Here is a 26,228-nt window from a genome sequence, read left to right as displayed (position 1 = left end):
TGTTGTTTAGCTGGTTTCTTGCGCTATCTGGTATTGATTTTTACCCCCGCGCTTAGACGCGTATAGTGCGTTATCTGCCGACTCGAGTAAAGCCTCCATGTCAAACATTTGGTCCTGCTGGGGTGCATAACACGCGATACCTATACTCACAGTTATCGCGACTGTACTATCCGGTCCAACCTCAAACTCTAGTGCTGCAATCTCGTGTAATAAGCGTTGTGCAATATCTTTTGCTTCATCAAGATCTGCACGCGGCAAAATAACCAAAAACTCATCACCACCGACACGGCTGACAATATCATTTGCCCTCACCACCTTAGCTGCCGCACTGGCAACCACTTGTATGACATCATCACCCACCTTATGGCCGAAATTATCATTAATGTGCTTAAAGTCATCTATATCAAAATAAAGAACGGCTATTGACGAAGACACTCCGCCCGACACAAAGCGCCAGTTTTCAAAAAAATCAAACACATAGCGGCGATTGTGTAGCCCGGTAAGATCATCTCTTATGGACAGAGCCATTAATTTTCGTGAATGTCGAAATTGCAATATGCCGAAAATTAAAAGGAGCAAGACAATGATAACCGCACCAGCAATAATCAGCCTTTGTTGCTGTACACGTAACGCCTGCTCAGCTGCACTGACTTCTTGCAAGCGAGCTTGCTGTTTGAGTAAATCTATCTCTCGATCCTTACGTTCAGCCTCTAATGACGATTGCATCCTGGCCATTCGCTCAGAACTGTTTTCCCGCTGGAGTGCAATTAAATTGCGGTAATAGTCGTCAAGTAGTGTAAATGCCTCGTCCTTATTGCCTTGTTGAAAGGCAATTTGACTGTTGATATAGGCGATTTCTAGCTCCCATTGCGTCCCCAGCAATTCCGGCATATCCATGAATATCTGCTGAGCATCAGCAACGTCTGACTTAGCTAAATCAATGTCACCTTCCGCGAGGTAGCATCTAGCACGTTGCTTCAATAGTTCAGCCCGATAGTCGATGATGCCCTCAAGTGCCAGCGCGCTCTCTATGGCAGGAATGGCAGCCAAACAATCGCCTTTTTCAGCCAGAGTCATCGCTCGACCATAATATAAATAGAAACGTTCACTGAATGTTTGTTTAAAAGCAATACTTTGCTCATAACGATCAAAGGTTGCGAGAGCTTCATCCCAGTTTTTCAAACGCCGATGCACAATAGCGATACCGAGTAACGTACTGGCAATAAAGGGCTGGTAGTCTAGTGATTCAAAATGCATTAATGCGATCTGATAGTATTCTAATGATTTTGGATAATTGCCGGAGTAGTTGTAAGTATCGCCTAAACTTTCCGCAATCAACCCATTGTAGAAGGCATTATCCAACGCAGTGAATTCTGTATAGGCCGTATGTAATATCGAATTTGCCTGGAAATAATCACCTGCCAGAGCACGGGCATAGCCTAATTCACGGATAGCAAGCGCATAAATTGTTGTGCTGTGCTTTTCTCGCAGGAGTTCAACAGTGGTTTCGAGTTGCTTTATGCTTAACTCAAGTTGCCCTGTTTTGTGGGCATTTACACCTCGCAGATAATAATAGTAGGCCAGCTGCGCTTGAGTCATTACTGGCACTTGGGGCTGCAATTCATCTAACGTTGCCGTAACCAGAGTGTATCGCGTCAACACATCATCCACTTGCGCCTTACGCAACAAGAGCCAAACGTAATCTTCGCCTTGATAATTATCTGTTGCGATTGCGCTCTCAAGTGCGCGCAAAGTAGCTACTGGTGCAGAATAAATGGCTGTATCAAATTGGGCTAACTGAGCACGGCTAAACGTTTGTGCATGCACACTTGCGGTGGTAAATACCACAACACTCAATAACGCAAAAAAACCAACAGTGTGTTTACAGCTCGTCAAGACTAACTCCTTACAGCTAACGACACCTAGCAGTCGTCAAAACCCACTAGCCATGCTTTATTCTACCCCGAGTGTAGAGTCATTCGCTACAACTGTATTTGCCACCAGAAAGATGTAATCTGTGTGAGCCCAAATATCAATGAGAGTGTTTCTGAAGGTAGGAGGATTACAAGTATTCTGCTTCAGCGCTGAGAGTACTCTGTTCAGCAGATTTAAACTTAACAAGCACACATAATGCAAGCTCTGCTTGTGCGCCAAGCTAATAAATAAATCTTTCTCAGCACTGGGTGGAAATTCTAAATCAAATAAATGTAGGTGTGATTATGGTATCTGTATAAGCGGAAACTTAGCGCTTGCTAATAATATCTACACTGTCGTGTAATTCAGAATATTGCAGCACCGCATCACCCGCGCGTAACTGCTGCAAGACTTGCTCTACTTTGGTCGCGAACTCAACTTCGGCTTCGCCATAATCTGTACCCTCGCGTAAAACCACACTTTCCACTACATTGCGCAGTGTATCGGGCGCTAGCTCTTCGATTGGAATGATCATTTAGTTGCTGCGTGCCATTGCTTCAACTGCTCATCTAAGAACCTATTCAGGCGTTCGTGTAACCATATTTTTGGTTGCCAAGGCGTACCCTGCATAAAACCAACATGCCCGCCTTTTTCGCTCAATTCAAGCGTGACCGATCGCGCGAGTTCATGTTCTTCTGGTATCACGTGCTCGTTCATGAAAGGGTCATCTTTTGCGTGTAACACCAAGGTTGGTGTGCGTATCGCCTGTAGATAGTGATAACCGCTGCATTTCTCATAGTAATCGATGGCATCTTCGAAACCGTGTATAGGAGCGGTGATTAACTCGTCGAACTCGCGAAACGACCGTATTCTTTTCACTTGCTCTTCAGTCAGTACCAGCTCTTTACTGTAATCTAGGCGCTGCATTTTGAGTAGTAAGGTTCGGCGCATACTGGCCAGTAAATAGCGCTGATATACCCTTGAAAAACCTTGATTTAGGCTTTGTGCACATTCTGCTAACTTGAGTGGAGCTGAAATTGCACATGCACTTTGTAACCACTTTTGCAGCGGATTCTCACCCAGTAATTTGAGAAGCATATTGCCGCCTAAGGAAAATCCTACACCAGCAAAAAACTGATCTGGGAATTGCTTTCTGAGGCGGTCAAGAATAAACGTCGCGTCGCGCGTATCGCCCGAATGATAGGTGCGTGTAGTGTTATTCGGTTCCCCACTACAACCGCGAAAATGCATCAACACCGCCTGCCAATTTTGCGCAAATAATGAGGCAAAAAGATCGTTCGCATAATGCGACCGGATACTCCCTTCCAAACCATGGAAAATAACCACTAAACCCTTGCATAATTGCGGTTTAGGCGACCACGCTAAATCAATAAAGTCGTTGTCTGGCGTTGCTACTCGCTCATTGCGAATAGCAATTTTTTTGCGCTTCTGCAAAAACCGTGGCCACAAGGTTTGAATATGGCGATTGCGCGCCCAAAATGCCGGCTTAAACTGACTTTTGAGCAATCGTCCATGCGCTTTACGTTCAAATTCAGTGTGACTCACTCTCACTCCTTAACCCATCATTGGCAGTCGTCATCAAGAGCGACAACTGCTGACGCTGTTGTTCTGGTACTTGGCAATACGCTAAATATGTCATTAACATCGGCTCGCGCGTGGTGGGCTCAGCCGCAACCTGACTATGTTGAACAGCATGTTGATTGACAACCGCTACCAGAGAACCATGTTGCAATTTTTCTAATTCCACTTCTTGCTGCTTGAGTAATTCATAACTTTCTGGCTGTTCATGTTTGGCAATGCGGCGCTTTTGCCGATGCCTTGCAATTGTTTGTGAGCTGGGTTCTAGCAACTCCTCGAGTTGTGCAAACTCTAACCCAGTAACATCCGTGCGCATCAGATCCAGATAATGGCAAAATAATACCACATTCACATTGCAGCCAAATTTATCTTGTAAGTGAATTAACTGAGTCGCAACACCAGGAAAAGCATACAACTGCAACGCGAAGTTCCAGGCATCAAGCCGATCGATAGGCATGGCGCTTAGTCTCCAAGATTGAACTCTGCCTCAAGCTGCTCTAATTCATCCAACCTTTCCATCCAAAGCTCTTCTGCATCAGCAAGTGCTAACTTACACTCGGTCTCTTGGTTGAGAATATCTTTTAATTTCGCCTTATTCGACTCGGCATAAATAGCAGGATCTGCCAACTGCGCTTGCAATTGTGATAATGCTGCCTGGTGCTTAGCAATGGTCTTTTCGTCCGCCAGAATCTGTTTGCGCAACGGCGATGTACGCTGTCGAAATTCAGCCTCTAGTCGCTTTTGCTCCTTTTTATCCACTGATTTAGCAATATTACTTGCTGCAACTGGCGATTGGGCGTTAGCTAAGCGTTTTTCTGATTCCGCTAGCCACATCCGATAATCATTCAGATCGCCTTTAAACGGCGCAACTTCACCTGCGTCGACTAAATAAAACTCTTCGCTTACGCTCTCCAGCAAAAAGCGATCGTGCGAGACTAAGATCATCGCCCCTTCATAACCTTGCAGGGCCATATTGAGCGCTTCTCGCATATCCAGGTCCAAGTGATTGGTCGGCTCGTCTAGCAACAATAAGTTAGGCTTTTGATAAACGATCATAGCCAGTACTAAGCGTGCTTTTTCACCGCCGGAAAAAGGGGCGACTGGCCCTAAAGCACTATCCCCATGAAAATTAAAGCCACCTAAATAATCACGTATGGATTGTTCACTGGCTTTTGGATCGAGACGCTGAATATGGGTTAATGCAGAAGCCTCTAAATCAAGGTATTCAAGCTGATGCTGGGCAAAATAGCCAACATGCAAACCTGCTGACAAATCATAGCGCCCAGCCATGGGTTTGAGCTCATCCGCTAAGAGTTTGATTAAGGTGGATTTCCCCGCACCATTTCGACCTAATAAACCGATTCGACTACCTGGTACAAGGTTCAACTTTACGTCATGTAAGATGACCTTTTCACCGTAGCCAATTTGCACATTCTCCATACTGATCAATGGATTAGGAAGTTTATCAGGTGTAGCAAAGGCAAAGGAAAATGGCGAGTCTACATGTGCCGGTAACAACAATTCCATCTTTTCTAACTGCTTAACGCGACTTTGCGCTTGTTTCGCTTTCGACGCCTTGGCCTTAAAACGCGTTATAAACGATTGCAAATGCGCAATTTTATCTTGTTGTTTGACGTACTCTATTGACTGCAAGCGCGCGCGTTCTGCCTTCTGCTTCTCATAGGCGCTGTAATTACCGGTATATCCAACCAACTGTTGTTGTTCGACACTCAAAATTCGGCCTGCACAACTATCGATAAACGCCTTATCGTGCGAAATCAATAACAAGGTTCCAGGGTAGTTCTGGATCCAGCGCTCTAACCAAATCACTGCATCTAAGTCTAAATGGTTAGTAGGTTCGTCAAGCAGTAATAGGTCAGAAGGACACAACAGCGCCTGAGCAAGATTCAAGCGCATTTGCCATCCACCAGAAAAGGCACTAACCGGCTGTGACAGTTGGCCTTGTTGAAAGCCAAGTCCGGCCAAAATAGTCGCCGCCTTCGATTCCACCGTGTAAGTGCCAGCGTGCTCTAGCTCGGCATGCAATTCGGCGATCCGCGCACCATGCTCAGCATGATCGAGTTGTTCTAAACGCGCCAACTCTGCTTGTAAATTGCGTAAATGATCATCTCCATCAATTACATAGTCAATCGCTTTACGTTCTGTAGCCGTGACCTCTTGAGCAACAGAAACGATGCGCCAATGGGGCTGTACATAGAGTTCACCTCCTTCGGGCGCTAGTTCACCGCGTAACGCAGCAAATAAGCTCGACTTTCCGCAGCCATTAGCGCCAATCACCGCTACCTTTTGGCCCGGCGGAATTTCAATGCTCGCGCCTTGTAGTAATACTTTGCGACCACGCATTAAGGTGAGATCAGTAAGCTTTATCATATGCTCAGTTCTGGAATGAAAAACGCTGCGGATAATAGCAAAATTCCCCTAAAAAAGGGGAGTTAGTTCACCAATACTTAATGATTAAACGCACTGGCTGAGAGCAAATACACTTACTTGCGTTTTTTACTTAAGTCCATATGTGCAGTCATTCTCGCCGTTATTAAGCACAGCATAGTTAATCGACAAGGTAAAAAGCTACGTCTTTGTTGTACGACTAAATACGGCAATATCGATCGCTAGGTTATCGCACTACGTATAGGTACAATAAGATTTTTTTAGAGCAAAAGAGAACTATGACCAAACGCGTTAAGAAGCGGTTTATTGCCGGTGCTAAGTGCCCAAAATGTCAGTCCCTTGATACATTAATGCTGTTCTTTGAAAACAACGTTGAAAAAATGGAATGTGTATCTTGCGGGTATCACCAATCACAAACCGATAATGAGGTAAAACAAGCGGCAAAGGGTACAGGTGATGTCATTGGGGTGTTTAAACCCGAGTAATTAGTGCGAGCTCACTTCGCTATCTTGGCATTGTTATTAGTATCTCGCACCTGCCGAATAAATTCATCCCCATGCGGATAGTCACTTTTTGCCATCCGATCATACAATACAACATTAGCGGTTGCCGCCAAGTTCATACTGCTGCGAGTGGGGATATAGACTACGTGATCAGCAAGATCAATTACGTCTTGTGGGACAGAGTTATCCTCCGGACCAAAAATGTAGTAAGCGTTAGTCGGATGTTCAAATTGAGGGAGGGGTAACGCCCCTTCTACCAACTCGATGACCACGGATTCAGCATTTTTCGGTTTCATTGCCATGATGTCTTCTACACCGATGGTTGGCACTTGTTGATGCGTGTTCTTCGTATCTGTATGAAAAGCTTTTGCATAGCGAAAGCGTTCGCCAGTATAAAAGATACTGCTAGCACCGTAACAGCCACAAGCACGCAGAATAACCCCTACATTTGTCGCTGATTTAGGATTGATAAGCCCAATGCTGACCATTCCACGAAAACTTTGTTGAACGGCGGTTTTATGCAACGCTAATGTCCCCTATGATAAACCCAACGCCGACACTGATCAGCTTCGCAAATAGCCAAAACCAGATCCCGTCTATCCATTCCGCATTGGAGCGATAAACCAATAAATAACAATACACAACAGCACCAGTGACGACGCCGATGATAGGGACTAAGGAAACTAAGGAACTCAGTGCCACAATGGCCAGCAGCGATAACCAATCAATGCGAATGAACGAAAGCCTTACAGCAATAACAAGAACAAACGCAGTAAGGCCTAAATCAAGGTAGTAGAAGTCTGGACTGACTAGCATGCAACTTTCAGCGAGGTCGAAGAATATAACGAGTGTAAAGGGCTTAACGGTGTCACCGCAACCGCAACATTAAGCTACTGCTGAAAAACCGGTCTCATTAGGTGTGACAATGGCAAGGTAACGTGACTGGATAACATCCACGCGTTTTAATGTTTGCTCATCTTGCTTAAGTGTTTCACGCTGCTGCGACGCGCTTAACGACTCGCGATCAACCGCTGCACTTGCCCCAAACCCATTGTTGTCTAAGGTGCGTTCGGGAATCGAAATATCGATACCATCGACAATTTCGTCAAGGCTCGGGACTTCGGGTTGGGCTGGGTTAGCACTTTGCTCAACTGGATTAGCCGCACGAGACAGTTCTTCAGCGCGCTGTTGCGCAATATCACTGCGTGCTTCAAAGGCTTTTTGCGTCGCTTCACTGGCAACTCGTAAATCTTGTGGTGAAGGTTCAGCTGGCGCTAGCGCAGCCGCCTTAACCTGTTGCATCTTGCGTAATGTTTCTTCTGGTGAAGATTCTTCACCAACATCGATAGAAACTTCTCCACCCACCGCATAGCGTTTACCGTCGGGGCCCGTTTCATATTCATAGCTCGGTGACCCAGCATACTGCCCGCCTACGCTAGCATGTGCTTGTTCGTGACTACGGACTTCACTATCGCGCTGTTTTAATTGCTGAATTTCTCGTTCGTCACGCTGCTCTTGCTCCTCGCGCTGACGCTCTTCCGCGTTTTCTTTACCAGCACTTTGATCTTTACCATTATCAAATGCGCCTTCACCAGCAAATGCCTGAGCATTGGCATTCGGGTTAGGTAGCGGACGTTCATAAACTAAAGGAGCTGGCTGCTGCCCGGGGTTTTTTAGACGGTCAGATTCTGAGCCAAGGCCAGATTTAGCTTCGGAGTTCTCGTTAGCACCCGTTTGCGGAATAGTTTCACGCGCAAGATTCTCCCGCCGAGCAGACTCGGTGTTCAAATTGGTATTGGTGAAAACAATACCGGTTGGGATTGGCGTGACAATGTTCACAATGACTATCGGCTAAGCAAAAATGTCAATAATCCGACCAATAGTCTCTTCAGCGGTATCAACCACCGCTGCCGATGCTTGCGCATTGCGTGCATTGATCTGTAATGACAGCAAATCGCTGGTTAAACTATCACCAGGCGATGGCAGCGTATTACGCAAATTACTGATTTGCTGTTCAGCTGCTCCTAGCAATACTCCCGCTGGACCGTTCTCGGCAACATCTTGCTGCGCGGTTCGCTGTGCTATGTTTAACGACGCCAGAGTGATCCCATCAGACGCTCGTTGTAACCCAAACTGACCTGATAAGATCGCTGAGTTCACGTTATATCCTGTATCAATTGGCATACAATTACCCTCACACTACCTCTCGATCAGTATGCCCGAAATTGGTTATTTTTTGAACCCTTTTCTTCATCTATTTCGCTATATGCACTATGAATTCTAGTATCAATAGCTATATCGTTTGGGTAAAAATATGCAGTTTTTCTAGCCACGCTTGCCGGTGAGAAATAAAGGGGGCATGCGCTGCATGTGGCATAACGGCATACTGAGCACTGGGTTGTAACTGTTGGATCGGAGCAATAACATCGTGTGGAACCAACGAATCTAAACGACCATACAGGCGCAATGTAGGACATTGGATACGTGCGATAACGTTGCGCAGGTCGACTGAAGACAGTAGCGCCAATCCGTCCATTAAAGCCATATGTGATGGATCTGGAAACGCTTGTACGTGTGCCTGAATCAATTTTATATCAGCTTTTGCGGAGGGGCTGCCTAACGCTTGGATGGCAAGAAAGCGTGCTAACGTTTTGCCAAAGTCATATTCCAGCTGAGCTTCAAATGCGTTAAGTACCGCTGGCTTAATACCGTGCCAATCAGCTTTTTGAGCAAAACACGGTGTTGATGCTACCGTCACTAACCCCTGCAAACGTAGTGGCTGCTCTATAGCAATTGCTTGTGCAACTAACCCCCCTAGTGACCAACCCACCAGTATTGGATCCTTGGGCAAACTTAGACTTATCAACTCAACAATATTCGCCAAAGAGTAATCATCCGGCAACACCGCGTTGTTTAGTCCAAAACCGGGTAAATCAATTGTCGTAACCCGCGCAAATTCAGTGAGCTCAGGGATGACCGATTGCCAAACCCCGCTATTCAACCCCCAACCATGCACCAAAACAAGCTCTAGGTTTGAATCAGCTCCATCACGACTATAAGTACAGCAGACAAGCCCAGAAAGTGGGTGCACTATTTGTCTTTTGGTAATACTCATTGGGCTCCTATATGGAATGCGGAGAAAATGGATTGTGGCCTTAAGCCGAGGATTATTGCACGTTTTGGGGCAACGCTGTATTGCTTGTCAGTTTCCCACCAGCGAACAACCCTGCTGTTACTGTACAGCACAAATTCCGCGACTACCCATGGCAAGCTATCACTATGACCTGCGCAACTGGCCGCGCGTCGCACAGAGCATCCGACCGCACCGACTCGCACCACTGCATGTAACCTGTGAGTACACTTACCCTTTTTCACATTGGATCGCTGAGCTTAAATTGCAGAGTAAGTTGTTTTATATCGCTCCACTAACACGGCTGTTCTGTGCTGGAATACACACGCGTCCAAAACAAATACCAAACGTTATCTTGCCTGCACCCATGCACTTTTCTCGGTATTTAAAGCGACAATTTAACCACACCCGCGAACTCGCACTAGCCATAGGGCAGCGATTAGCAATTCCGGTCCTCGATTCTGCTCTGACTAAAACTCGACTATCGCCCGCACAACGGACATTGTCACGGGCTGAGCGATTAGTGAACATGGACAACAGCTTTGCTTGTTCTGCGCTTGATCCCGACATTAAGCGTTTAGCTATTTTAGATGATGTAATAACAACAGGAGCAACCATGCAAGCGATGTTAAATGCCATTGAAGCAACCAATCCTCATGTTGAGATTGAAGTTTGGTCGCTTGCAATTACCCTACTGCGTGGCGATTAAGCCAGCCATATAAATCGCATTAGCAAAAACTTTACTGGTGCCATACCAGTAACCACGGAAGTTTAAATTGTCAGCAAAGCCAATCACTCTCCCTCTTCCCAACGAGTGAGCAACCGCCGCCGGAGTTTCAGCTATGAGTTCTGCTAACTTAGGATCGGCGTAGCCTGATACCAATGGCGCTGCTGTGTAGGTAAACGGAACAATGAATGGGTTGTCGATGTTACGAATAATCGCATTGTTAGTTTTAAACACTGGCAGCTGTGCATCAGCAATACCGAAGGCAAGCGGGTGAGTCATATCTACGTCGGTCATAAATACAGTACCGGCAATTAACTTCTTAGCCGCAAGCTCACTGCGCTGTGAGTAATTGAGGTTCTTCGCTGAAAATAGCTTATCCACTTCAGTTGGCGGCATCATTTCAGCATTTAACCACTGCTTCTGGATCATAAACTCCATACCACGCTTTTGACCGATAAGCACTCCACCTGCGTTGATCCACCGAGTAATCTCATCGACCGCGTGCGGCGACAAACCGGAGTAATCACCGTTGGCAAGTACAATATGGCTATACTGTGCAAGATCAACACGGTCGAGACGCCACTGCTCAATGATAGAGACAGGGACCTGCATACGCGTATCAAGGTAATGCCAAATTTCACCGACTTCGTACTGTGAAACACCATTTCCACCGATGAGTGCAATACGTGGTGCAGTGACAGGTTCAAGTTGACGCGACCCCAGGTCAATACCTTGAGGCGTTAAACCAGACACAATGGCGTGTACGGGTAATTGGTACTTTTGGGCTAAGCGCTGTATCTCAGCCACAAAGTCAGTAGGTTGTTGAAGTCCACGTGGAACTATCAGGGTACCCGGCGCAAAATCGCGGTTTTGCCGTAGCGTTTGCGCAGTAAAACCTGCGCCGGCGATACGCACCTGCACATCTAAACTTAACAATTCGCTTAATAATGCAGGCGCATTATAGCTGTCCCAGTCAATTGCATAAGCATACGCGTTAACCGGTAGGTCTGGTTGCTGCGCCGCTGCAAGACTATCTGTTAGCTTGAGTTTACGCAGCATGCTCTTATCGATTTCTTGATAATTCAAATCAAAGGCATAAGGCAGATTCCAGCTAGAAACATCGTAAAACGTATTATCGGCAAAGCTGGTTTGGGTGGAAAAGAGAGAACTCAGTAAGCGGTATTGTGCTTGTTCTACACCTACAAATACACTGCCAGCTGGGAATGTAACACCGTCACTGTCAAAGCCTGATGTTAAATAAGAAAATTCTATCTGATGCTGCCGCAAAATGTCAGTAAGCGCTTGCATACGCGCAGCATCATTATTCGCTTGGATTAAGTATCCACGTGTTCGATCTTGTTCAGCGAGCTCTTGCGTATCCTGAAAAAACTGATGTTGATACTTCAAGATGGCTTGTTTATTTGCTAATGCACCAGCAAACGTAGACAGACTAGTAGTGACTTGATTCTGGATCGTATCAGCAAATGCAAGCTCACCATTAATAGACTCTTGCAAGTGACCGCGACTACTGGCTTGCTCAAACAAAATACCGATGCTGCCGTGCGCATCGGGATAAGTCGAGCCTTTACCATAGTAAAAGTCATCAAAGCTTTCCTCGCTAAAATACAAGACCCCCTCAACATCAAACGCCTTGGCATGAAACTCCGCGAGCGCTTCAGTTAACGTAACATTCGATTGCGGCGTTAATGGATTCTTGCGGCTAGGAATTCCGGGTTGAAAAAAGTAGGTACTGTCGGTACCCATCTCATGAAAGTCCGTCAGGATATGGGGGCGCCAAGCATGGAACTGCTTGATCCGTGCACGTGATTCCGGGTGGGTTAACAATAGCCAGTCTCGGTTCAAGTCAAACCAGTAATGGTTGGTTCGACCCGATGGCCAGCCTTCTTGATGTTCCCGATGGTCACGATCAGCGTTTAAAACTTTACCTCGATGCATATTAGCCCACTGCGCAAACCGTGAAAGTCCATCGGGATTTAAAGACGGGTCAAGCAACACCACATTTTCGCGAAGTAACAAATTAACCGCTTCGCTTTGCGCAGCCGCTAAATAATAGGCGATCAGTAATGCCGCGTTTGCGCCTGACGGCTCATTGCCGTGCACACTGTAGCCCATGTAAAGGACTACAGGTGCGTCATTGCTTGGCTTGTTGCCCGCTTGCAAATTCTTGATATGGTTTTGTTGGATACGGTCGATTTGCTTCTGATTTTCCGCGGATGTGATGGTTAACAATAGCAGTGGCCGATTTTCATGGGTCCGCCCGGTCTCCTTTATAGTTATGCGCTCAGAAGCGTCTGCAAGTGCATACATGTAGGTGACGAGCTGATCATGGCGAACGTGCCATTCCCCTACCTCGTTACCCAGAATGCTCTCAGGTAAAGGTATAGAAGGGTCATATTGGATACCTTGCGGTAAATAATCATGGCTGGGTTTACCCGCGATACTGGCGTGACTGAAGAGCAGCCCCCAAACTAACGCGACAACAGCGAATAAACCTGATTGCCAACTGCGACGATTCAACCTATATGTGCTCATAATGACCCTTACTTCTGATATTCAAGTAAATTTCTCGGGAATTGACTCACCTTATCCTAATTCGATGGATAAGTATAAATAATGAAAAAAAGCCATAATACTTGAGTGTTTTACTTGGTTAATTTTGTTATCATACGCAGTAATGCGATTTTCAGGTTAGTATTATGATCACAATTTCAGAACAAGCCCAAGCACACTTCGTTAAGTTGCTTTCTAAACAAGCCGAGGGTACAAATATCCGCGTATTTGTCGTTAATCCTGGCACCTCAGGCGCAGAATGTGGGGTTTCTTATTGCCCACCTGATGCCGTTGAAGATCAAGATATTCGCCTTAATTTCAATGGGTTTGATGCCGTTGTTGATCAAGAAAGCGCCCCTTTCCTTGAAGAAGCAGAAATCGATTTTGTTACTGACCAAATGGGTTCTCAATTGACCCTGAAAGCGCCAAATGCTAAAGCACGTAAATTAGACGACGATGCCCCATTGGTAGAGCGAATTAATTACATGATTGAAGCTGAGATCAATCCTAATTTGGCGAGTCACGGCGGCAAGGTTTCATTAATGGAAGTAACTGAAGACGGAATTGCAGTATTGCAGTTTGGCGGCGGATGTAATGGCTGTTCTATGGTCGATGTTACGCTTAAGGACGGGATTGAAAAGCAAATGCTCGCGCAATTCGCTGGAGAATTGACTGGTGTTAAAGACGCTACTGAACACCAAGCTGGAGAACATTCCTACTATTAAGCTGTTTGCATGAGTCGGATCAAGCATACCCTGTACCGCGCTGGACAAAACCCAGTGCGCAGTTGGCAGCGCTTCAAGTTAGGCTTGGGATTATTTGCCGTTGGGTTAATACTCTTACTGCTCTTGCCTGCAACACTTAGCGCCATGAATTTATTGTCAATAGCGGTTCTCATTCTCGGTTTTGTCTTCGCCATGTGGGGTTATTGGGGGATGTTTGCTAATCGTTTTGCTCGTGTCATTGAACAGCGCGAAATCAATCGAGCAAACGATCCTTTTGCCACCGACCGTAATAGATCCAACCAAGACTAACGCCTCGCGCGGCGAGAAATGCTAAAAATGCCCACCATAAGGCCCAGTTGCCATGTTGCTGCAACAGCCACCAAAGCGGGAAGAATACAACCAACGCACTAAACACCATAGTATTGCGCATGGCTTTCGCATCACTGCAACCAACAAAGACACCGTCAAATAAAAAGCACCAATGGGCAAGTAAAGGTAAAAACCATATCAATGGCAGAAAAGCCTTCGCTGCTTCCATCAAGTGAGTCTTGTTAGTCAACAAACTAATGACCCAGTCACCCGCAACGAAGAAAAAAATGGCATAAAAGATGGCAAATGCGGATGACCAGATCAGGCCACCCTTGGTGTGCTGATGGATCAGCGCTGCGCTGCGCCGCCCCTTGGCCTCTCCGACCAGTGCTTCTACCGCATAGGCAATACCATCAAGCCCGAGCGAAATCAGCACAAAAAATTGCATCAATATGGCATTTATCGCCGCAGTCTGGGCGCCAAGTTGAGCGCCCTTAAAGGTGATGAATGCCAAGCACAATTGGAGCATTAGGTTACGCACAAACATCGCGGTATTCAGTGAAAGGATCGTTACACATTCCTTTGGCGCGAACCATATTAATGCGGGCAGTCGGTTAGCGAGCGGACGTAATGCCAGAGCTCCACCCATCGCTAACATGGCATACTCAGCACACACTGTCGCCGCTGCAACGCCAACCACGTTTAACTGTAAGCCAAACACAAAAATGACGTTCAACAGAATGTTGAGCAAATTTCCTAACACTTGGATGACCAACACCGCTCGTGTCTGTTGCTGCCCAACTAACCAGCCAATCAAGACCAAATTAAGTAACGCCGCTGGGGCGCCATAAACCCGAATAGATAAATACGTGTAAATAAACTGATTGGTTAACGCATCGGTTTCTGCCATCCATTGCGCCAGCGGGATTAACCATTGTATCGTTGCGCCGATCAATAGCGCGAGCATCAATGCTAGACCTGCACCTTGATATAAGGGTTTTGCATAGGCACCATTACCCTGTGCTGTTGCCGCGGTAGCCTCACCCTTTACTTGTGCACTTAGCCCGGTAACAGACATGCGCAAGAACCCGCTGACCCAATAAATTTGCGTGATCACTAATGCGCCGATAGACGCACCCGCCAACGCTTCAACCGAAGGCAAGTGACCCAATACAGCAGTATCCACTAGCCCCAACAATGGCGTAGTAATATTGGCAAGTATCATCGGTATTGCTAATGCAATAATCCGTTGGTGAGGTTGGAATAAATGGCTAAACAAGAGAAGAAATGATCCCGTCTCGACGTATTTACCATAGAATACCCGAATCACAGATAAATTCCTGCGAGCGCATTCAATTCTGAGGAGAGTCTATGCCACGCCCACTAGCCAGCGTTTTCACGTTTATTTCTGCCCTCGCGTTTGCATGGACGTTCGCGCTTGCGCTCAGTCACGCCACCGAAGGGAATTCGAGCGCTGTTATTCTCCTCTATCACCATGTTGCTGAAGATACGCCGGCGTCGACTAGTATCAGTCCAAAGACGTTTGCTGAGCACTTAGAGTATTTGAGCAAACACCATACGGTCATTGATTTACAAACAGCGGTAACCGCCATGCAGGCTGATAACCCGTTACCTGATGACGCGGTCGTGATCACCTTTGATGACGGTTACCGAAACATCTTGGAGAATGCGCATCCATTGCTCAAACGCTATGCAATGCCTTACACCATTTTTGTCAATCCCGGAGTAGTCGGGGTGCAGGCAGGGCATCTTACCTGGCAAGAGATGCAGCAAATGGCAAAGGAAGGTGTAGTTTTTGCCAATCATAGCTTACACCATAATCATTTGTTAACCCGACAACCGAACGAATCCGAAGAAGCCTGGCTACAACGCACTCTCGATGATATTGACTCAGCAGAGCAAATACTCGCCGAGCACTTGGGTTATTCACTCAAATATGTGGCTTATCCCTTTGGAGAATTTAATCAACGGCTAAAGCAGCAATTGGTGCAGCGCGGTTATACCGGTTTTGGGCAACACTCGGGGGCCGCAGGCAGTGTTAGCGATTTTGGCGCCATACCGCGCTTCCCCGCCGCCGGCATATACGCCAACTTAACAACACTCAAGGTAAAACTGAATAGCCTACCACTGCCGATAAAACATGACGAAGTTGAGCCAATGCAAACCTTGGGTAGTCAGCCTTCAATCTCCTTAACGCTGCAAACAACCCCACCGCTTGGTAGTGCAGTCACCTGCTTTTTTGAAAATAAGCCTCTGGAACTGCAAGCTAATTCAAATAGCTTCAGTTTTCGTTTGCCTAAACCATTGAGCGCAGGCCGTAGTCGCGTTAATTGTACCGCTCCCAGTCAACAATCTGGTCGCTTTCATTGGTACTCGCAGCCGTTTTTCGTGGCTGATAAAAATGGACAATATCCAGACTGAGGGTAAAAGAACGCTCGAAAAAGCTAAGTGAACAATGTTTGCTACATAACTTTTTTTCAACAATGGTGATTGGTTAACAAAACACATGGTTTGTTGATCGCTAATTTATAGTTCCAATTTTGCAGCTGCTTTTAGTTGATTCTTCATCCATTCCTTCGCCGCTGACTTGTCATCAAAAAACCTATTTGTAGCGCCCGCCAATGCGTAGATACCAGAGATGTGCTCTTTAACAATTGAAAAAGAGGAACAGGGTATAATCGCCGTAGCGATGAGCCCTCTTTCTCTTAAAAGCTTCAAACTAAATACTAATGTCTTTTCAGCCTCTGGTGTCAATAAGCTGAGCCCATGCAAGGTTAATACTTGCCCCCAGATTTGGCCATTAAGCGTTGAGATATATTGCTCTATCTCGACTTTAAGCGCTTGGATAAACTCCTTATTAAATGGGCCCACTGCATTAATAAAAAGAATATCGTTTTCCTGCTCAGTGGAATACGTTCCATGCTGATTAAAATCCATATAAATGCTCCTTAAATAACTACTGGAATAAAGCTGAAGTACTTTAAATTCCTGTATTACAAGCTTAATCTGGTCAGCGTATTCAGGGGTTAGATTACTCCACCATGGTGAAAATAACCCTCTGTCCCATATCGAAAGCGTCTTGCTTCAAATTAAACTTGTAGTCTTCCACGCGAGTAAATTGTTGCTCTGATAAAAACGCAATATTGGTATTAAACAAATGCGACTTTTCAGGAATGGCGGCATTAGTAGCTGTTACAAAATCAAACACATAGTGTCCATGGGTCCAAGAACTATCGCTTAAAGTAAGCTGTACTTGGTTACCTTGGGGACAGAAGTGACGTAGATTTAGTTTTCCATCATCAATCGTATAAATGGTAATAGACTTGTGTGTGGCCGACATTGTCCATTTTTCCAGCAGGGCGTAGCCACCCGAGATCAATTCATATTCGACTTCAACGATACGGCCATTGGGGTATTTTCCTTGCCACTTCCCAGCTAAACTCGCTAGATGTTGAAATGTCCTTTCATGCTTATCCGCTGCAAAAACACAGGAGCTCAAAAATGCAGCGAAGATTACTGAAATACGCATATGTTTTCCTTTCAGTAAGCGAGTTTGGGGCATTGATAAAGCAATTCTTACAACCTAAAAGAGGACGCAAAAACTTGCGCCCCAAAAATCATAATGTATGGAGTACTTAGTTCCGCGTTCTTAGATATTCAAAGGCAAACAAACTCTTCCCAGAAGCCTTATTGTAGTATTGGCAATATAGCTTCTCACCATTTGCGGGGGCTAGCGTGCTTGTGTTGCCATGTACACTTAGCATGGTTTTGCCTCTAGAATCTAAGTCCTTATCCCAAGCTGCGCTTCTATCACTGTTACTTCCTTCTGCGCATTCACCTGCATTGGCTACATTATGACCGCAATGCAGCATATAATGCTTCGGCGATAAATAATCTACCTTTGACGGGTATTCAGATTTAATCTCATCAATTGCGCCAGCTCCCGGGTCTTCCGATCTAACACACTGCATTTCCCAATCGTTTGAGCTTCCCATTGCCTTATACTTAGCAGAATCTACTTCCATATAAATTATCTGACGAGACTGGATAGACGGCAAAATACAATCACGTGATACGCTTCCTTCTTGCCTATCAATAAATCCGCTACGCTTTTCCTTGCTAAATCCTTGTTGAAATTCATAATCCCCAAGTCTGCCTATGGTCACCCGCTCTAGTTCGAGTCCGGCACATTGAGTGAACTGAACCAGCTCATCGCTTGGTCCACCTTCTAAGCTTGGCGATCCTTGCATGGAACTAGAAGTATCATCAGCCTTCTTCTTAGTATCTTCAGCGGTGTCCAAAAGCTTCGTGGCCTTTTCAGCTTTCTCTTTTAATTTGTCGAAGAATTGAGCCTCTGCATCTATGGAGCTAACGCTCAACCCTAAGCCCAGAATGTATAAAAATGTTGTTTTACGCATAGTGTTGTCCTAATCATCATCTGTTGTGCGCAGATGTTATCCTTCAAATTACTTCTCTCGATGAAATTTCATACTTTAGTAGTAAAAACTCTGCGTATTCTGTAGCTTTATGTGAATATGACTCTCCCTTACTTTGTTACTTAATTTACTGCTATGAATGAAATTGTCAGCCTCGATGACCACCCCATTTTCAGTTGCGGTTTAACCGAAAGCTTAAAGCAATTCTCAAATGAGTTTCGAGTGCATCCATTTACATGCCCCCAGAAAACGCTAAGCCATTTAAAAACCAATCCCCAGACTGATTTACTGGTTCTTGATCTTGCGATGCCTGAAATAGATGGTATTTCTTTTATGCATGGAATGAACAATAGAGGGATTCACACACCAGTGATCATTATGTCTGCGGCGGAAGATATGCAATTATTCCAAACAGCTTTAAGTATGGGAGCTTTAGGAGTTATTCCTAAGTCGATATCAGCTACAGAAATTGCCTCGTATATACGACTCGCCTTGATGGGGGAAATAGTTCTGCCCGAACGTATAAAAAGGCGGTTAAGCCAAATGTCAAAGTTTGCTGAGGAAAACACTGAAACGATACTCAGTAATCGTCAACTAGAAATTGTCAAAATGCTTTACGCTGGTTTGTCCAATAGTGAGATAGCGAGTGTTCTTTTTATCAGCGAAGTTACGGTAAAGTCACACCTACAAAAAATCTATAAAATCCTGGCTGCAAAAAACCGCGTTGATTGTATTCGCAAAGCCGAAAACATGGGAATAATAAGCAAATAGTCAATTTGTTAGCACGCAGCGTTGAATGACGCTCCTCAAATGCGCCGGTTTAGCAGGCTTATGCAGCATGACAAACCCTCGCTTTGACACTTCGTCAATAATATCTGGAGCAGTATCTCCGCTAAGAATAATTGCCGGAATGTCGGAAACGTTTTGCTCCTCTCTTAATCTTTCAATGACATCCATGCCATAATCACCATTTTTTAGCCTTAAATCTGATAACAAGATATCGAATTTTTCCGATCCTCGAATAAGCGCCAAGGCCTCCTGAGTGTCGTTAGCAGAAGAGGCATGCATGCCCCAAACATTAACTTGAAACACTAAACCTTCTAGTACATTTTCGTTATCTTCAATTATCAATATACGTTTATTCTTTAAGCTCCAAGTGGCTGATGCGTCACATTTGTCTAAGACTTGCTTGGGCTCTTCACATTGGGGAATTTTAATTCTAAAAGTTGTCCCTTGATGCTCGATAGAATTGAATTCCAACTCTACATTCAGTTTCTGCGAAATCCTTTTAACTATCGACAATCCTAGTCCAAATCCTTTATTGCTATTTCTTTCGTTGTTACTCACTTGATAAAAAGGTTCGAACACAAATGTCTGCTTATCTTCAGGAATACCTACACCGGTGTCAGAGATAGTAACGCAAACAAATTGGTCATCTGTTACTTCTGCAATAACTTCGACACCGCCGCTCTCCGTGTAACGTATTGCATTATCCACTAAATTTGATAATAGCCGCTCAATCATTACCGGATCTGTCTCAATCCAGTAGTCTGTTTCAGAAACGAAAAAGTCGATCCCCTTTTTGTCAGCCTTCGAAGCAAACGTAATTCTCAAAATCTTTAGTATTTCTTGTAAGCTTGTTGGACTAACCTCAGGCTGAAACGTTTCGCTACTTAGTTTGGATACATCCAAAATATTAGTGAGTAGGTCGTTGAGTGTTGATGAGCTTTTTTTAAGATGTTCTATCAGTTTTTCTCTATCCACTTCATGATGGCTTTCCTCTAATGCTGATATGAGCAAACTCAACGCTTGTGACGGTTGCCGCAAATCATGGCTAGCGGCTGCAATAAATTGATTTGTTGTCTGTACTAGGATTTCGTTTTCCTTCACAAGCGACAGATGTTCAATAGTATTTCTGTAACTAATATTTACCGTGCGCAGGGCAAACAAGGCAAACGCAATATAGACCGCCACTAAAAGATAAGATGGGTTTGGAACCCCAATGATAAATGCTAGGGCAAAAAGACTCATAAAAGGTATCAGATAATAATAAAAATACCGATACCAGACCGCCCCTAAGACTGTTGCACCTACGCCTATGCCCAAGTTTATCGCTAAAATAAATACCGACTCTTCTGGATATTTAACGAAGTCTAAAAAAAAAGCAGTGCTTCCCCATAATAATGAACTACATGCAACAAGAAAAAGAGAGAACTGCTCAATTTTTTTGGATAGAACTTCCGTTTCAGAATGACGAACATGCCAGACGATTAATAGTTTTCGCGCCAATAAAAGAGCTACGTGCAAGAAAAACCATAATGCAATATAGACAGGTTCGTATAAGTCATATGCAGCAACAACAAAAGCGGTACCTAATAGCAATTGCATAGCAAATACAGAGCTATACATTGCAATCATTTTTCTAGCTTGTTCACGCTCAATGAAATCTTGAACTATTTTACTATCTTGACTAAGTGCAATTGATTTCATGGCATCTCTGAACACATTGATTTGCAGAAGCTAATTGCAAATTAGGCTACTACTCGTTAAACAAGTCTATCGCTTAAAATTCTTTAATTCAGGAATAATTACTGCCGCTGCTTCTGAGTTTCTCGCTTGTATCGAATTTATCTCAAGCATCAGTTCTTGCAGCTCTGCGGCCAACAGCGGCATTAATGGTGCAATTTCCATAGCTACGTCTTGATTTGTTTGATCTAACTTAGCAATTTCTTCCATTGCCGACGCGTACGCTCTGCCCAGTTCAGCCAGCTCATCTTTCTTCTCATTTGCATCGCCTATTGTCGAGATCGAACTTACCAATTTTTTAGCGCTGGTGACTTGTTGTAATGCAAAATCAACAGTGTGACTAACATCTCCATCTTTTGCACAGGCTACCAACAGCCCCAATATAGCTAAGCATAGCCCTACAGTTCTAACTAACGGTTTCATATTTTCTCCCTTTACCTATAAGCATTAACTTTGAGGTCACTTGCAGTGACCTCACGCCATATAATCACTTTTAAATACTTGAGAGATTATTTTTGCTACTTTAGTAGGACAAATTTATACCGTGCAGCTAAATATAAATGGCTCACCTAAGACCTAGCAGTGCTATCTTGCAAGAATAATACAACCGTTTTTCGGGACTGATAAAAATGGACAATATCCAGATTAGTAAGCGATAGAAAAGTCCATTTGAACATAGCGACTGGTAGCTATCTCAGCTTTACCATTCACAAATTTAGGAGCATAGCGCCAGTTCTCCAATGCAGCCAGAGATGCTTCACCAAAGCGTTCACCACCAACCACTTCAATAATACGAGGGTTTGCTACGAAACCGTATTCATCAATATCAAACTCGATTTTAGCGTAGCCTTCTCTACCTTGGCGCGCATAACTTAGTGGGTATTCAGGGTTGGTGCGATAAATTGGCTTAGGTTCCAAGATATTTTCATCCCAAGGTGTCATTTTACCTATCGCCACACAATGCTCAGTGGCTTTATCTGACAACCCTTTGCTCTCGTATATTTCAACCAAATGAGCGTGCGCATTTAAAGCCCATGGATGGGTAAATTCAAGGTTGCTATCCAAGGTTGTGACGATAGCCTCATACTGCTCAGTCGCCGCATCGTAGCGATCAGAACTCTTATACAGTTTGGCCAAATACAATTGAGATTCGACTAACCGCTGATCATGAGATTTGAAGGACTGCTGCATCAATTTAACCGCTTGCTCTGTAAATTTAGTCATTTTGCGTAACGTTAGAAACGAGCTATTCGAGCGCTGTAATACGGCAATCAATCCATAGTGGTAATGAGCGGCTTTTTCTGGGGTCTGTTCCGATAATACGTCAACCTGTTTCAGCAGAGATTTACCTATTTGTTTTTGCGCTTTACTGTAGTCTCTGCCATGTAACATCGAGGCTGCAAAGTAGCGCTCGATGCGTACAGGAAAGACCGCAGCAGCATGCTTACCATCGCGCGCTACAAAAGCCTCCTCAATTGATCGGTACAACGCGTACGCTGCTTTATAATCACGATTCTGTTGCAGCATGTTGGCATAGTTGAACTGCAAATTGAGGTAGTTGTCCGAATCTGTAGCGAACTGTGTCTCACCTAATTCTAGCGCTTGACGCGCTAACGGAAGGGCTTGCTTAAAATCATTTTGAGCGATCGCTTGTTGAAAGGCCTGATAGACGACTGCAAAGCTTGCTTGTTCTTGTTCATTCGCAGCAACAGTAAAAACAGGAGGTATACTCAAAAGCATACCAGTTAAGGCGTTGCGATACTTATTCAACATATTAAATTCCATTTAAAATCGGCTAAGCATTAGAGGTCGAAACGAAAATTACCACATTAATTGATACAATTAAATCTTCGTTGAATTCGCCAATACTGGCCGTCTGAGTATTAATAAACCCGCGATGGAGCATGATTTAACCAAATTCGAAAACGCAGATTCAGTTAAAGAGAAACGCTTTCTCCCTCATTGAGTATTAGGACTGGAAGTTGTGTATTGACCGTTTGATGCATTTTCAACAGACGTTTCAGCGGCGAGTGAGAAGAGTGATCACCCATTTGCCAACTGGCATTACCATAACCCCAGGGGATCATCACTTTACAATCGAGGTCATCTGCTGCTACCAAAGCATCCTCGGGCGTAGTGTGAACATAGCGATACCACGCGCCGTGTTCTGGATGATAATAAGACGCAATAGGGAGTAAACAAATATCTATACTGCCGTAATGCTTTTGAATGTCCTTAAAGTGCGCAGAGTAACCCGTATCGCCAGCGAAAAATAACCGCTTCCCTTGATATTCAAGCAACCATCCGCCCCACAGTGCCATTTCATTATCGTTATACAGTAAAGGAACCCAGTAACGACTGTTAAAATGATGCGCCGGTACCGCGCTAATACGCAAGTCACCGAGTTGGAAGTCACTGAACCAACTCATCTCTTTAACGTTCAACCCTAATTCAGGTAAATAATCAGCGGTGTCTTGATGCACAAAATAAATCGGCGCGTTACCCAGCTGCTCAATGTCTGATTTATTAAAGTGGTCATAATGTAAGTGAGAGTACAGCACCGCATTAACCTTAGAAGTCTCTGTATTCGGCCAATCCGGTGTTTTCCGAATGACCCCACCGCTCAGTGCGTGCAACCAATCAATTGGCCAATCAAACTGCTCACTAACCGGATCGAATAACAGACTTGTTTCGTTTGGCAGAGAGATTAAAAAGCTTGCATGACCAAGCCAAGTAATTTCAAAACCAGTGTTTAACTTAGGTTTTACCTTTGCGTCGGTATATATGCATTGCTCGGTGGTAGGATCACAGATCAATTGTTTAGCTTCGGGATAGCAGTCCTGTTCACAGGTGACGGGATAGTTTTGCTTACCCGGATAGAGGTTTTCGTAGCGCCCATCACTGGCCTTTGACACCAGCCCGGAGTCAGACGCAATGACTGCGACATGATTCTGGTTCGACAAACTAGCGCAACCAGACAAGGCGGTGATAACTGCTAGTAGAAACACAAAGCAGCGACTTAAAATGCAGGGCATCGTGCTCAGCAACCTTAAACTCAGATTTTAGTAATGGCAAAATCCTAAAGGCTAGCGCAGCGACTCGCAAACCTAAATTGTTACAAGCAATTATCCAACACTAGCGTTTTAGGTAACAATAAGCAGATGCATTCGCTAGATTTCCTTAACCCAGCGCGTATATTTTCCACTTGGCGATGTTGCTGCATAGCTAAAGTTGCACTTCCGGTAGAGCGCTAACGCTGCTGTGTTCGTTGTCTCAACATCAACAATGAGTTCTTTTTTGTTGAGTCTTTTAGCAATAACGCTGGCGTGTTCAACCAGCGCTTTCGCCAATCCTTGCCCTCTGGCAGATTCGTTCACACTTACATGCCCAAGTGCGACCTGATGTGCTTGCGGAAAGCGCAGTTCACTTTGTAAACACTGATTGATTAGTAAGATCTGCATGGCGTTCTCGGCGCCTAAAAATGCCACAATGGAGGCAAGCGTGGCCTGATCAAAATCGCTGGCAAGTTTATCATGCCAGACACACGCACAAGCAACCGTGTGCTGCTCGCGGATCACAAAGTGATTGCCATACCCATACTGACCATTCACATTTTGAAAACTGTGCTGCAGGAACGCTTTGGCTTGCTTCGCATCACCTTGCCCCAATAGTTCGGTGAGTTGCTGCGGAGCCGACAAGAAAACCAGTTGCGCCAACTCTGATGCGTCGATGCGTGTTGCTGCGACAACGGTTGGCACAAGCAGTTAACTTAACCTTGCTGCATGATAACGGGTAAGTCAGCAATAATTTGGTCAGTATCACTGATCGCTAGTTCGCCGGGTGTATGCTGTGGCTTAAATCGCCCAATCACTTGGGCTTGCGGATTGATCACCACCACTGACGCACTGTGATCAACCAGATAATTTGGATTATCAGTACTATCTGTCATGGAATACATCATACCCATGCTGCGCACTAGTGGAAACAGTTGGGCATGCTCTCCAGTCATACCGATAAACTGGTCGTTGAAAAAGGTCATGTATTGATCCAACCGTTCAATAGTATCGCGCTTGGGATCGACCGACAAAAACACGACTTGTAGTGGATCGCTGGCTTCTGCCATTAGCTCGGGGTACGCACTATTAATGGCAGCCAAGGTGGTTGGACAAATATCCGGGCAGTATGTGTACCCCACAAAGAGTAGACTCCACTTACCGTTAAACATCGTCTTATCCACCGGCTGTCCTTTATGATTTGTCAGGGCAAAATCCGTGAGTTCGCGCGGTTGCGGAAAGCGCTGCATATATTGTGTATCAGCCACAGTGGTTGGCGCTGCGCCTTGATTAAAACCTGGTGGCGCAATAACAATCGCCGCATAAATGCCGCCAATCAAAGCGATCGCAGCAACGATCCCGGTTATGGTTTTTTGCTTCATAAAGGTAATGCTACGTAATGATCAACTAATAATACAACGAAAAGAACCATCAAGTGGATGATCGAGAACTTGAAGGTTTGCATCGCTGTTTGGCTTTCACAAGCAAACTTCAGTTTCCATGCATAATACATAAACCCTGCATTCAAAATGGTTGAGCCCAACAAATAAATTAAACCGGTCATACCAACCAAATACGGCAACAAACACACAATACATAACAGAACGGTATATAGCAGTACTGAGGTTTTAGTAAACGCAATTCCATGAGTAACGGGTAGCATCGGAATTTCAGCCTTGGCATAGTCCTTTTCACGATGGATCGCTAACGCCCAGAAATGGGGTGGCGTCCAAGTGAAAATGATCAGAACCAACAGTAAAGCATGTGCATGAATTTCGCCGGTTACCGCGGTCCAACCAAGCAAGGGCGGTGCCGCGCCAGCTAAACCACCAATCACAATATTTTGCGGTGTGGCGCGTTTGAGGAACATGGTATATACCACCGCATAGCCCAACAGACTGGCGAAAGTTAGCCACGCGGTAATGGCGTTTACCCAAACGAATAATGTCGCCATACCAAGCACAGTCAATGCCAACGCAAAGACTAACGCGCGGGTCACTGACACCTTGCCGCGTGCCACCGGACGATTGAAAGTTCTCGCCATTTGGCTATCAATGCGATGGTCAACGACATGGTTTACTACGGCCGCCGCTGAAGATAAAAAGCCGATACCCAATAGTCCGGCGATCAATGTCTGCCAAGCAATCCAAGTTTCGCTGGCTAAACACATGCCGACCAGCGCAGTTAGCAATAACAACATAACTACGCGTGGCTTAGTTAATTCATAGTAGTCTCGCCAGGATGCGGACTGATTAAGTGCTGACGCAGGCTTAGAAGAGCTGGAAATGGGAATAGAGCGAGCCAC

General features: G+C 45.0%; 28 protein-coding genes. 6 read left to right on the top strand and 22 right to left on the bottom strand.

Annotation, left to right across the window (positions count from 1 at the left end):
* Positions 1-6: 6 nt before the first annotated feature.
* The 5 genes from AC121Z_RS00645 to AC121Z_RS00625 all read right to left on the bottom strand — a co-directional run bounded on the left by AC121Z_RS00645 (position 7) and on the right by AC121Z_RS00625 (position 5,904).
* Positions 7-1,896, bottom strand: a complete 1,890-nt coding sequence (locus tag AC121Z_RS00645; protein WP_498125785.1) for a tetratricopeptide repeat-containing diguanylate cyclase — start codon at positions 1,894-1,896, stop codon at positions 7-9.
* A gap of 346 nt (positions 1,897-2,242) precedes the next feature.
* On the bottom strand, positions 2,243-2,449 hold the full coding sequence (locus tag AC121Z_RS00640; RefSeq protein ID WP_498125784.1) for a YheU family protein: 207 nt from the start codon (positions 2,447-2,449) through the stop codon (positions 2,243-2,245).
* Entirely contained in the window at positions 2,446-3,480 is a 1,035-nt protein-coding gene (locus AC121Z_RS00635; RefSeq protein ID WP_498125782.1) for a hydrolase, read from the bottom strand. The genes AC121Z_RS00640 and AC121Z_RS00635 overlap by 4 nt, the downstream gene beginning before the upstream one ends.
* Complete coding sequence (locus AC121Z_RS00630) at positions 3,467-3,970, bottom strand: TIGR02444 family protein (RefSeq protein ID WP_498125780.1); 504 nt, start codon at positions 3,968-3,970, stop codon at positions 3,467-3,469. The genes AC121Z_RS00635 and AC121Z_RS00630 overlap by 14 nt, the downstream gene beginning before the upstream one ends.
* Positions 3,971-3,975: 5 nt before the next feature.
* On the bottom strand, positions 3,976-5,904 hold the full coding sequence (locus AC121Z_RS00625; protein ID WP_498125778.1) for an ATP-binding cassette domain-containing protein: 1,929 nt from the start codon (positions 5,902-5,904) through the stop codon (positions 3,976-3,978).
* Between the two features lie 296 nt (positions 5,905-6,200).
* Between AC121Z_RS00625 and AC121Z_RS00620 the strand changes: the two genes are divergently transcribed.
* Positions 6,201-6,407: a YheV family putative zinc ribbon protein gene (locus AC121Z_RS00620; RefSeq protein ID WP_498125776.1), complete on the top strand. Its 207-nt coding sequence runs from the start codon at positions 6,201-6,203 to the stop codon at positions 6,405-6,407.
* 11 nt (positions 6,408-6,418) lie between these two features.
* On the opposite strand, the gene AC121Z_RS00615 is transcribed toward AC121Z_RS00620, so the two are convergent.
* The 5 genes from AC121Z_RS00615 to bioH form a co-directional block, all read right to left on the bottom strand.
* Positions 6,419-6,913, bottom strand: a complete 495-nt coding sequence (locus tag AC121Z_RS00615; RefSeq protein WP_498128109.1) for an RNA methyltransferase — start codon at positions 6,911-6,913, stop codon at positions 6,419-6,421.
* 28 nt (positions 6,914-6,941) lie between these two features.
* Positions 6,942-7,241 (bottom strand): hypothetical protein, encoded by a 300-nt coding sequence (locus tag AC121Z_RS00610; RefSeq protein WP_498125774.1) that lies wholly within the window; start codon positions 7,239-7,241, stop codon positions 6,942-6,944.
* Between the two features lie 69 nt (positions 7,242-7,310).
* The gene (locus tag AC121Z_RS00605; protein ID WP_498125772.1) at positions 7,311-8,264 is read right to left on the bottom strand and encodes a putative metalloprotease CJM1_0395 family protein; all 954 of its coding nucleotides are present in this window, start codon (positions 8,262-8,264) and stop codon (positions 7,311-7,313) included.
* A 12-nt stretch (positions 8,265-8,276) separates the two neighbouring features.
* On the bottom strand, positions 8,277-8,609 hold the full coding sequence (locus AC121Z_RS00600) for a hypothetical protein (RefSeq protein WP_498125770.1): 333 nt from the start codon (positions 8,607-8,609) through the stop codon (positions 8,277-8,279).
* Positions 8,610-8,718: 109 nt separating this feature from the next.
* Positions 8,719-9,540, bottom strand: a complete 822-nt coding sequence (gene bioH / locus AC121Z_RS00595) for a pimeloyl-ACP methyl ester esterase BioH (RefSeq protein WP_498125768.1) — start codon at positions 9,538-9,540, stop codon at positions 8,719-8,721.
* Between the two features lie 16 nt (positions 9,541-9,556).
* Between bioH and AC121Z_RS00590 the strand changes: the two genes are divergently transcribed.
* The gene (locus AC121Z_RS00590; RefSeq protein WP_498125767.1) at positions 9,557-10,264 is read left to right on the top strand and encodes a ComF family protein; all 708 of its coding nucleotides are present in this window, start codon (positions 9,557-9,559) and stop codon (positions 10,262-10,264) included.
* On the opposite strand, the gene AC121Z_RS00585 is transcribed toward AC121Z_RS00590, so the two are convergent.
* Positions 10,247-12,835 carry a M14 family metallopeptidase gene (locus AC121Z_RS00585; RefSeq protein ID WP_498125765.1) on the bottom strand — a complete coding sequence of 863 codons (2,589 nt, stop codon included), beginning with the start codon at positions 12,833-12,835 and terminating at the stop codon, positions 10,247-10,249. The genes AC121Z_RS00590 and AC121Z_RS00585 overlap by 18 nt on opposite strands.
* A gap of 164 nt (positions 12,836-12,999) precedes the next feature.
* Between AC121Z_RS00585 and nfuA the strand changes: the two genes are divergently transcribed.
* Together nfuA and AC121Z_RS00575 are read left to right on the top strand one after the other, a co-directional pair.
* The gene (gene nfuA / locus AC121Z_RS00580) at positions 13,000-13,578 is read left to right on the top strand and encodes a Fe-S biogenesis protein NfuA (RefSeq protein ID WP_498125763.1); all 579 of its coding nucleotides are present in this window, start codon (positions 13,000-13,002) and stop codon (positions 13,576-13,578) included.
* A 9-nt stretch (positions 13,579-13,587) separates the two neighbouring features.
* Positions 13,588-13,887 carry a hypothetical protein gene (locus AC121Z_RS00575; RefSeq protein ID WP_498125761.1) on the top strand — a complete coding sequence of 100 codons (300 nt, stop codon included), beginning with the start codon at positions 13,588-13,590 and terminating at the stop codon, positions 13,885-13,887.
* On the opposite strand, the gene AC121Z_RS00570 is transcribed toward AC121Z_RS00575, so the two are convergent.
* Entirely contained in the window at positions 13,832-15,112 is a 1,281-nt protein-coding gene (locus tag AC121Z_RS00570; RefSeq protein ID WP_498125759.1) for an MATE family efflux transporter, read from the bottom strand. The genes AC121Z_RS00575 and AC121Z_RS00570 overlap by 56 nt on opposite strands.
* A gap of 146 nt (positions 15,113-15,258) precedes the next feature.
* On the opposite strand from AC121Z_RS00570, the gene AC121Z_RS00565 reads away from it, so the two are divergent.
* A complete protein-coding gene (locus AC121Z_RS00565) occupies positions 15,259-16,329 on the top strand; it encodes a polysaccharide deacetylase family protein (RefSeq protein WP_498125757.1) in 1,071 nt (356 codons plus the stop codon).
* Between the two features lie 105 nt (positions 16,330-16,434).
* Here the strand turns inward: AC121Z_RS00565 and AC121Z_RS00560 are convergent, their stop codons facing one another.
* The 3 genes from AC121Z_RS00560 to AC121Z_RS00550 form a co-directional block, all read right to left on the bottom strand.
* The gene (locus tag AC121Z_RS00560; RefSeq protein WP_498125755.1) at positions 16,435-16,845 is read right to left on the bottom strand and encodes a hypothetical protein; all 411 of its coding nucleotides are present in this window, start codon (positions 16,843-16,845) and stop codon (positions 16,435-16,437) included.
* Positions 16,846-16,939: 94 nt separating this feature from the next.
* Positions 16,940-17,437 (bottom strand): hypothetical protein, encoded by a 498-nt coding sequence (locus AC121Z_RS00555; protein WP_498125753.1) that lies wholly within the window; start codon positions 17,435-17,437, stop codon positions 16,940-16,942.
* Positions 17,438-17,543: 106 nt separating this feature from the next.
* Positions 17,544-18,326, bottom strand: a complete 783-nt coding sequence (locus tag AC121Z_RS00550; protein WP_498125751.1) for a hypothetical protein — start codon at positions 18,324-18,326, stop codon at positions 17,544-17,546.
* A 153-nt stretch (positions 18,327-18,479) separates the two neighbouring features.
* Here AC121Z_RS00550 and AC121Z_RS00545 point away from each other — a divergent pair, with 153 nt between their 5' ends.
* The gene (locus AC121Z_RS00545; protein ID WP_498125749.1) at positions 18,480-19,115 is read left to right on the top strand and encodes a response regulator transcription factor; all 636 of its coding nucleotides are present in this window, start codon (positions 18,480-18,482) and stop codon (positions 19,113-19,115) included.
* On the opposite strand, the gene AC121Z_RS00540 is transcribed toward AC121Z_RS00545, so the two are convergent.
* The 7 genes from AC121Z_RS00540 to cyoE all read right to left on the bottom strand — a co-directional run bounded on the left by AC121Z_RS00540 (position 19,116) and on the right by cyoE (position 26,216).
* Complete coding sequence (locus AC121Z_RS00540) at positions 19,116-20,834, bottom strand: ATP-binding protein (protein WP_498125747.1); 1,719 nt, start codon at positions 20,832-20,834, stop codon at positions 19,116-19,118.
* A 66-nt stretch (positions 20,835-20,900) separates the two neighbouring features.
* Positions 20,901-21,293, bottom strand: coding sequence for a hypothetical protein (locus AC121Z_RS00535; RefSeq protein ID WP_498125745.1), 393 nt, complete (start codon positions 21,291-21,293; stop codon positions 20,901-20,903).
* A gap of 222 nt (positions 21,294-21,515) precedes the next feature.
* Positions 21,516-22,643: an energy transducer TonB gene (locus AC121Z_RS00530; RefSeq protein WP_498125743.1), complete on the bottom strand. Its 1,128-nt coding sequence runs from the start codon at positions 22,641-22,643 to the stop codon at positions 21,516-21,518.
* 164 nt (positions 22,644-22,807) lie between these two features.
* Complete coding sequence (locus AC121Z_RS00525; RefSeq protein WP_498125741.1) at positions 22,808-23,905, bottom strand: MBL fold metallo-hydrolase; 1,098 nt, start codon at positions 23,903-23,905, stop codon at positions 22,808-22,810.
* A 135-nt stretch (positions 23,906-24,040) separates the two neighbouring features.
* Positions 24,041-24,628, bottom strand: a complete 588-nt coding sequence (locus AC121Z_RS00520) for a GNAT family N-acetyltransferase (RefSeq protein ID WP_498125739.1) — start codon at positions 24,626-24,628, stop codon at positions 24,041-24,043.
* An 11-nt stretch (positions 24,629-24,639) separates the two neighbouring features.
* A complete protein-coding gene (locus AC121Z_RS00515) occupies positions 24,640-25,305 on the bottom strand; it encodes an SCO family protein (protein WP_498125737.1) in 666 nt (221 codons plus the stop codon).
* On the bottom strand, positions 25,302-26,216 hold the full coding sequence (gene cyoE / locus AC121Z_RS00510) for a heme o synthase (RefSeq protein ID WP_498128107.1): 915 nt from the start codon (positions 26,214-26,216) through the stop codon (positions 25,302-25,304). Before cyoE ends, AC121Z_RS00515 begins: the two co-directional genes overlap by 4 nt.
* Between the last annotated feature and the right edge of the window lie 12 nt (positions 26,217-26,228).

This window comes from Alteromonas sp. DYW1, assembly GCF_059752595.1.
The sequence above is the reverse complement of the archived record's forward strand: the minus strand, read 5'-3'. Positions and strand labels throughout refer to the sequence as shown.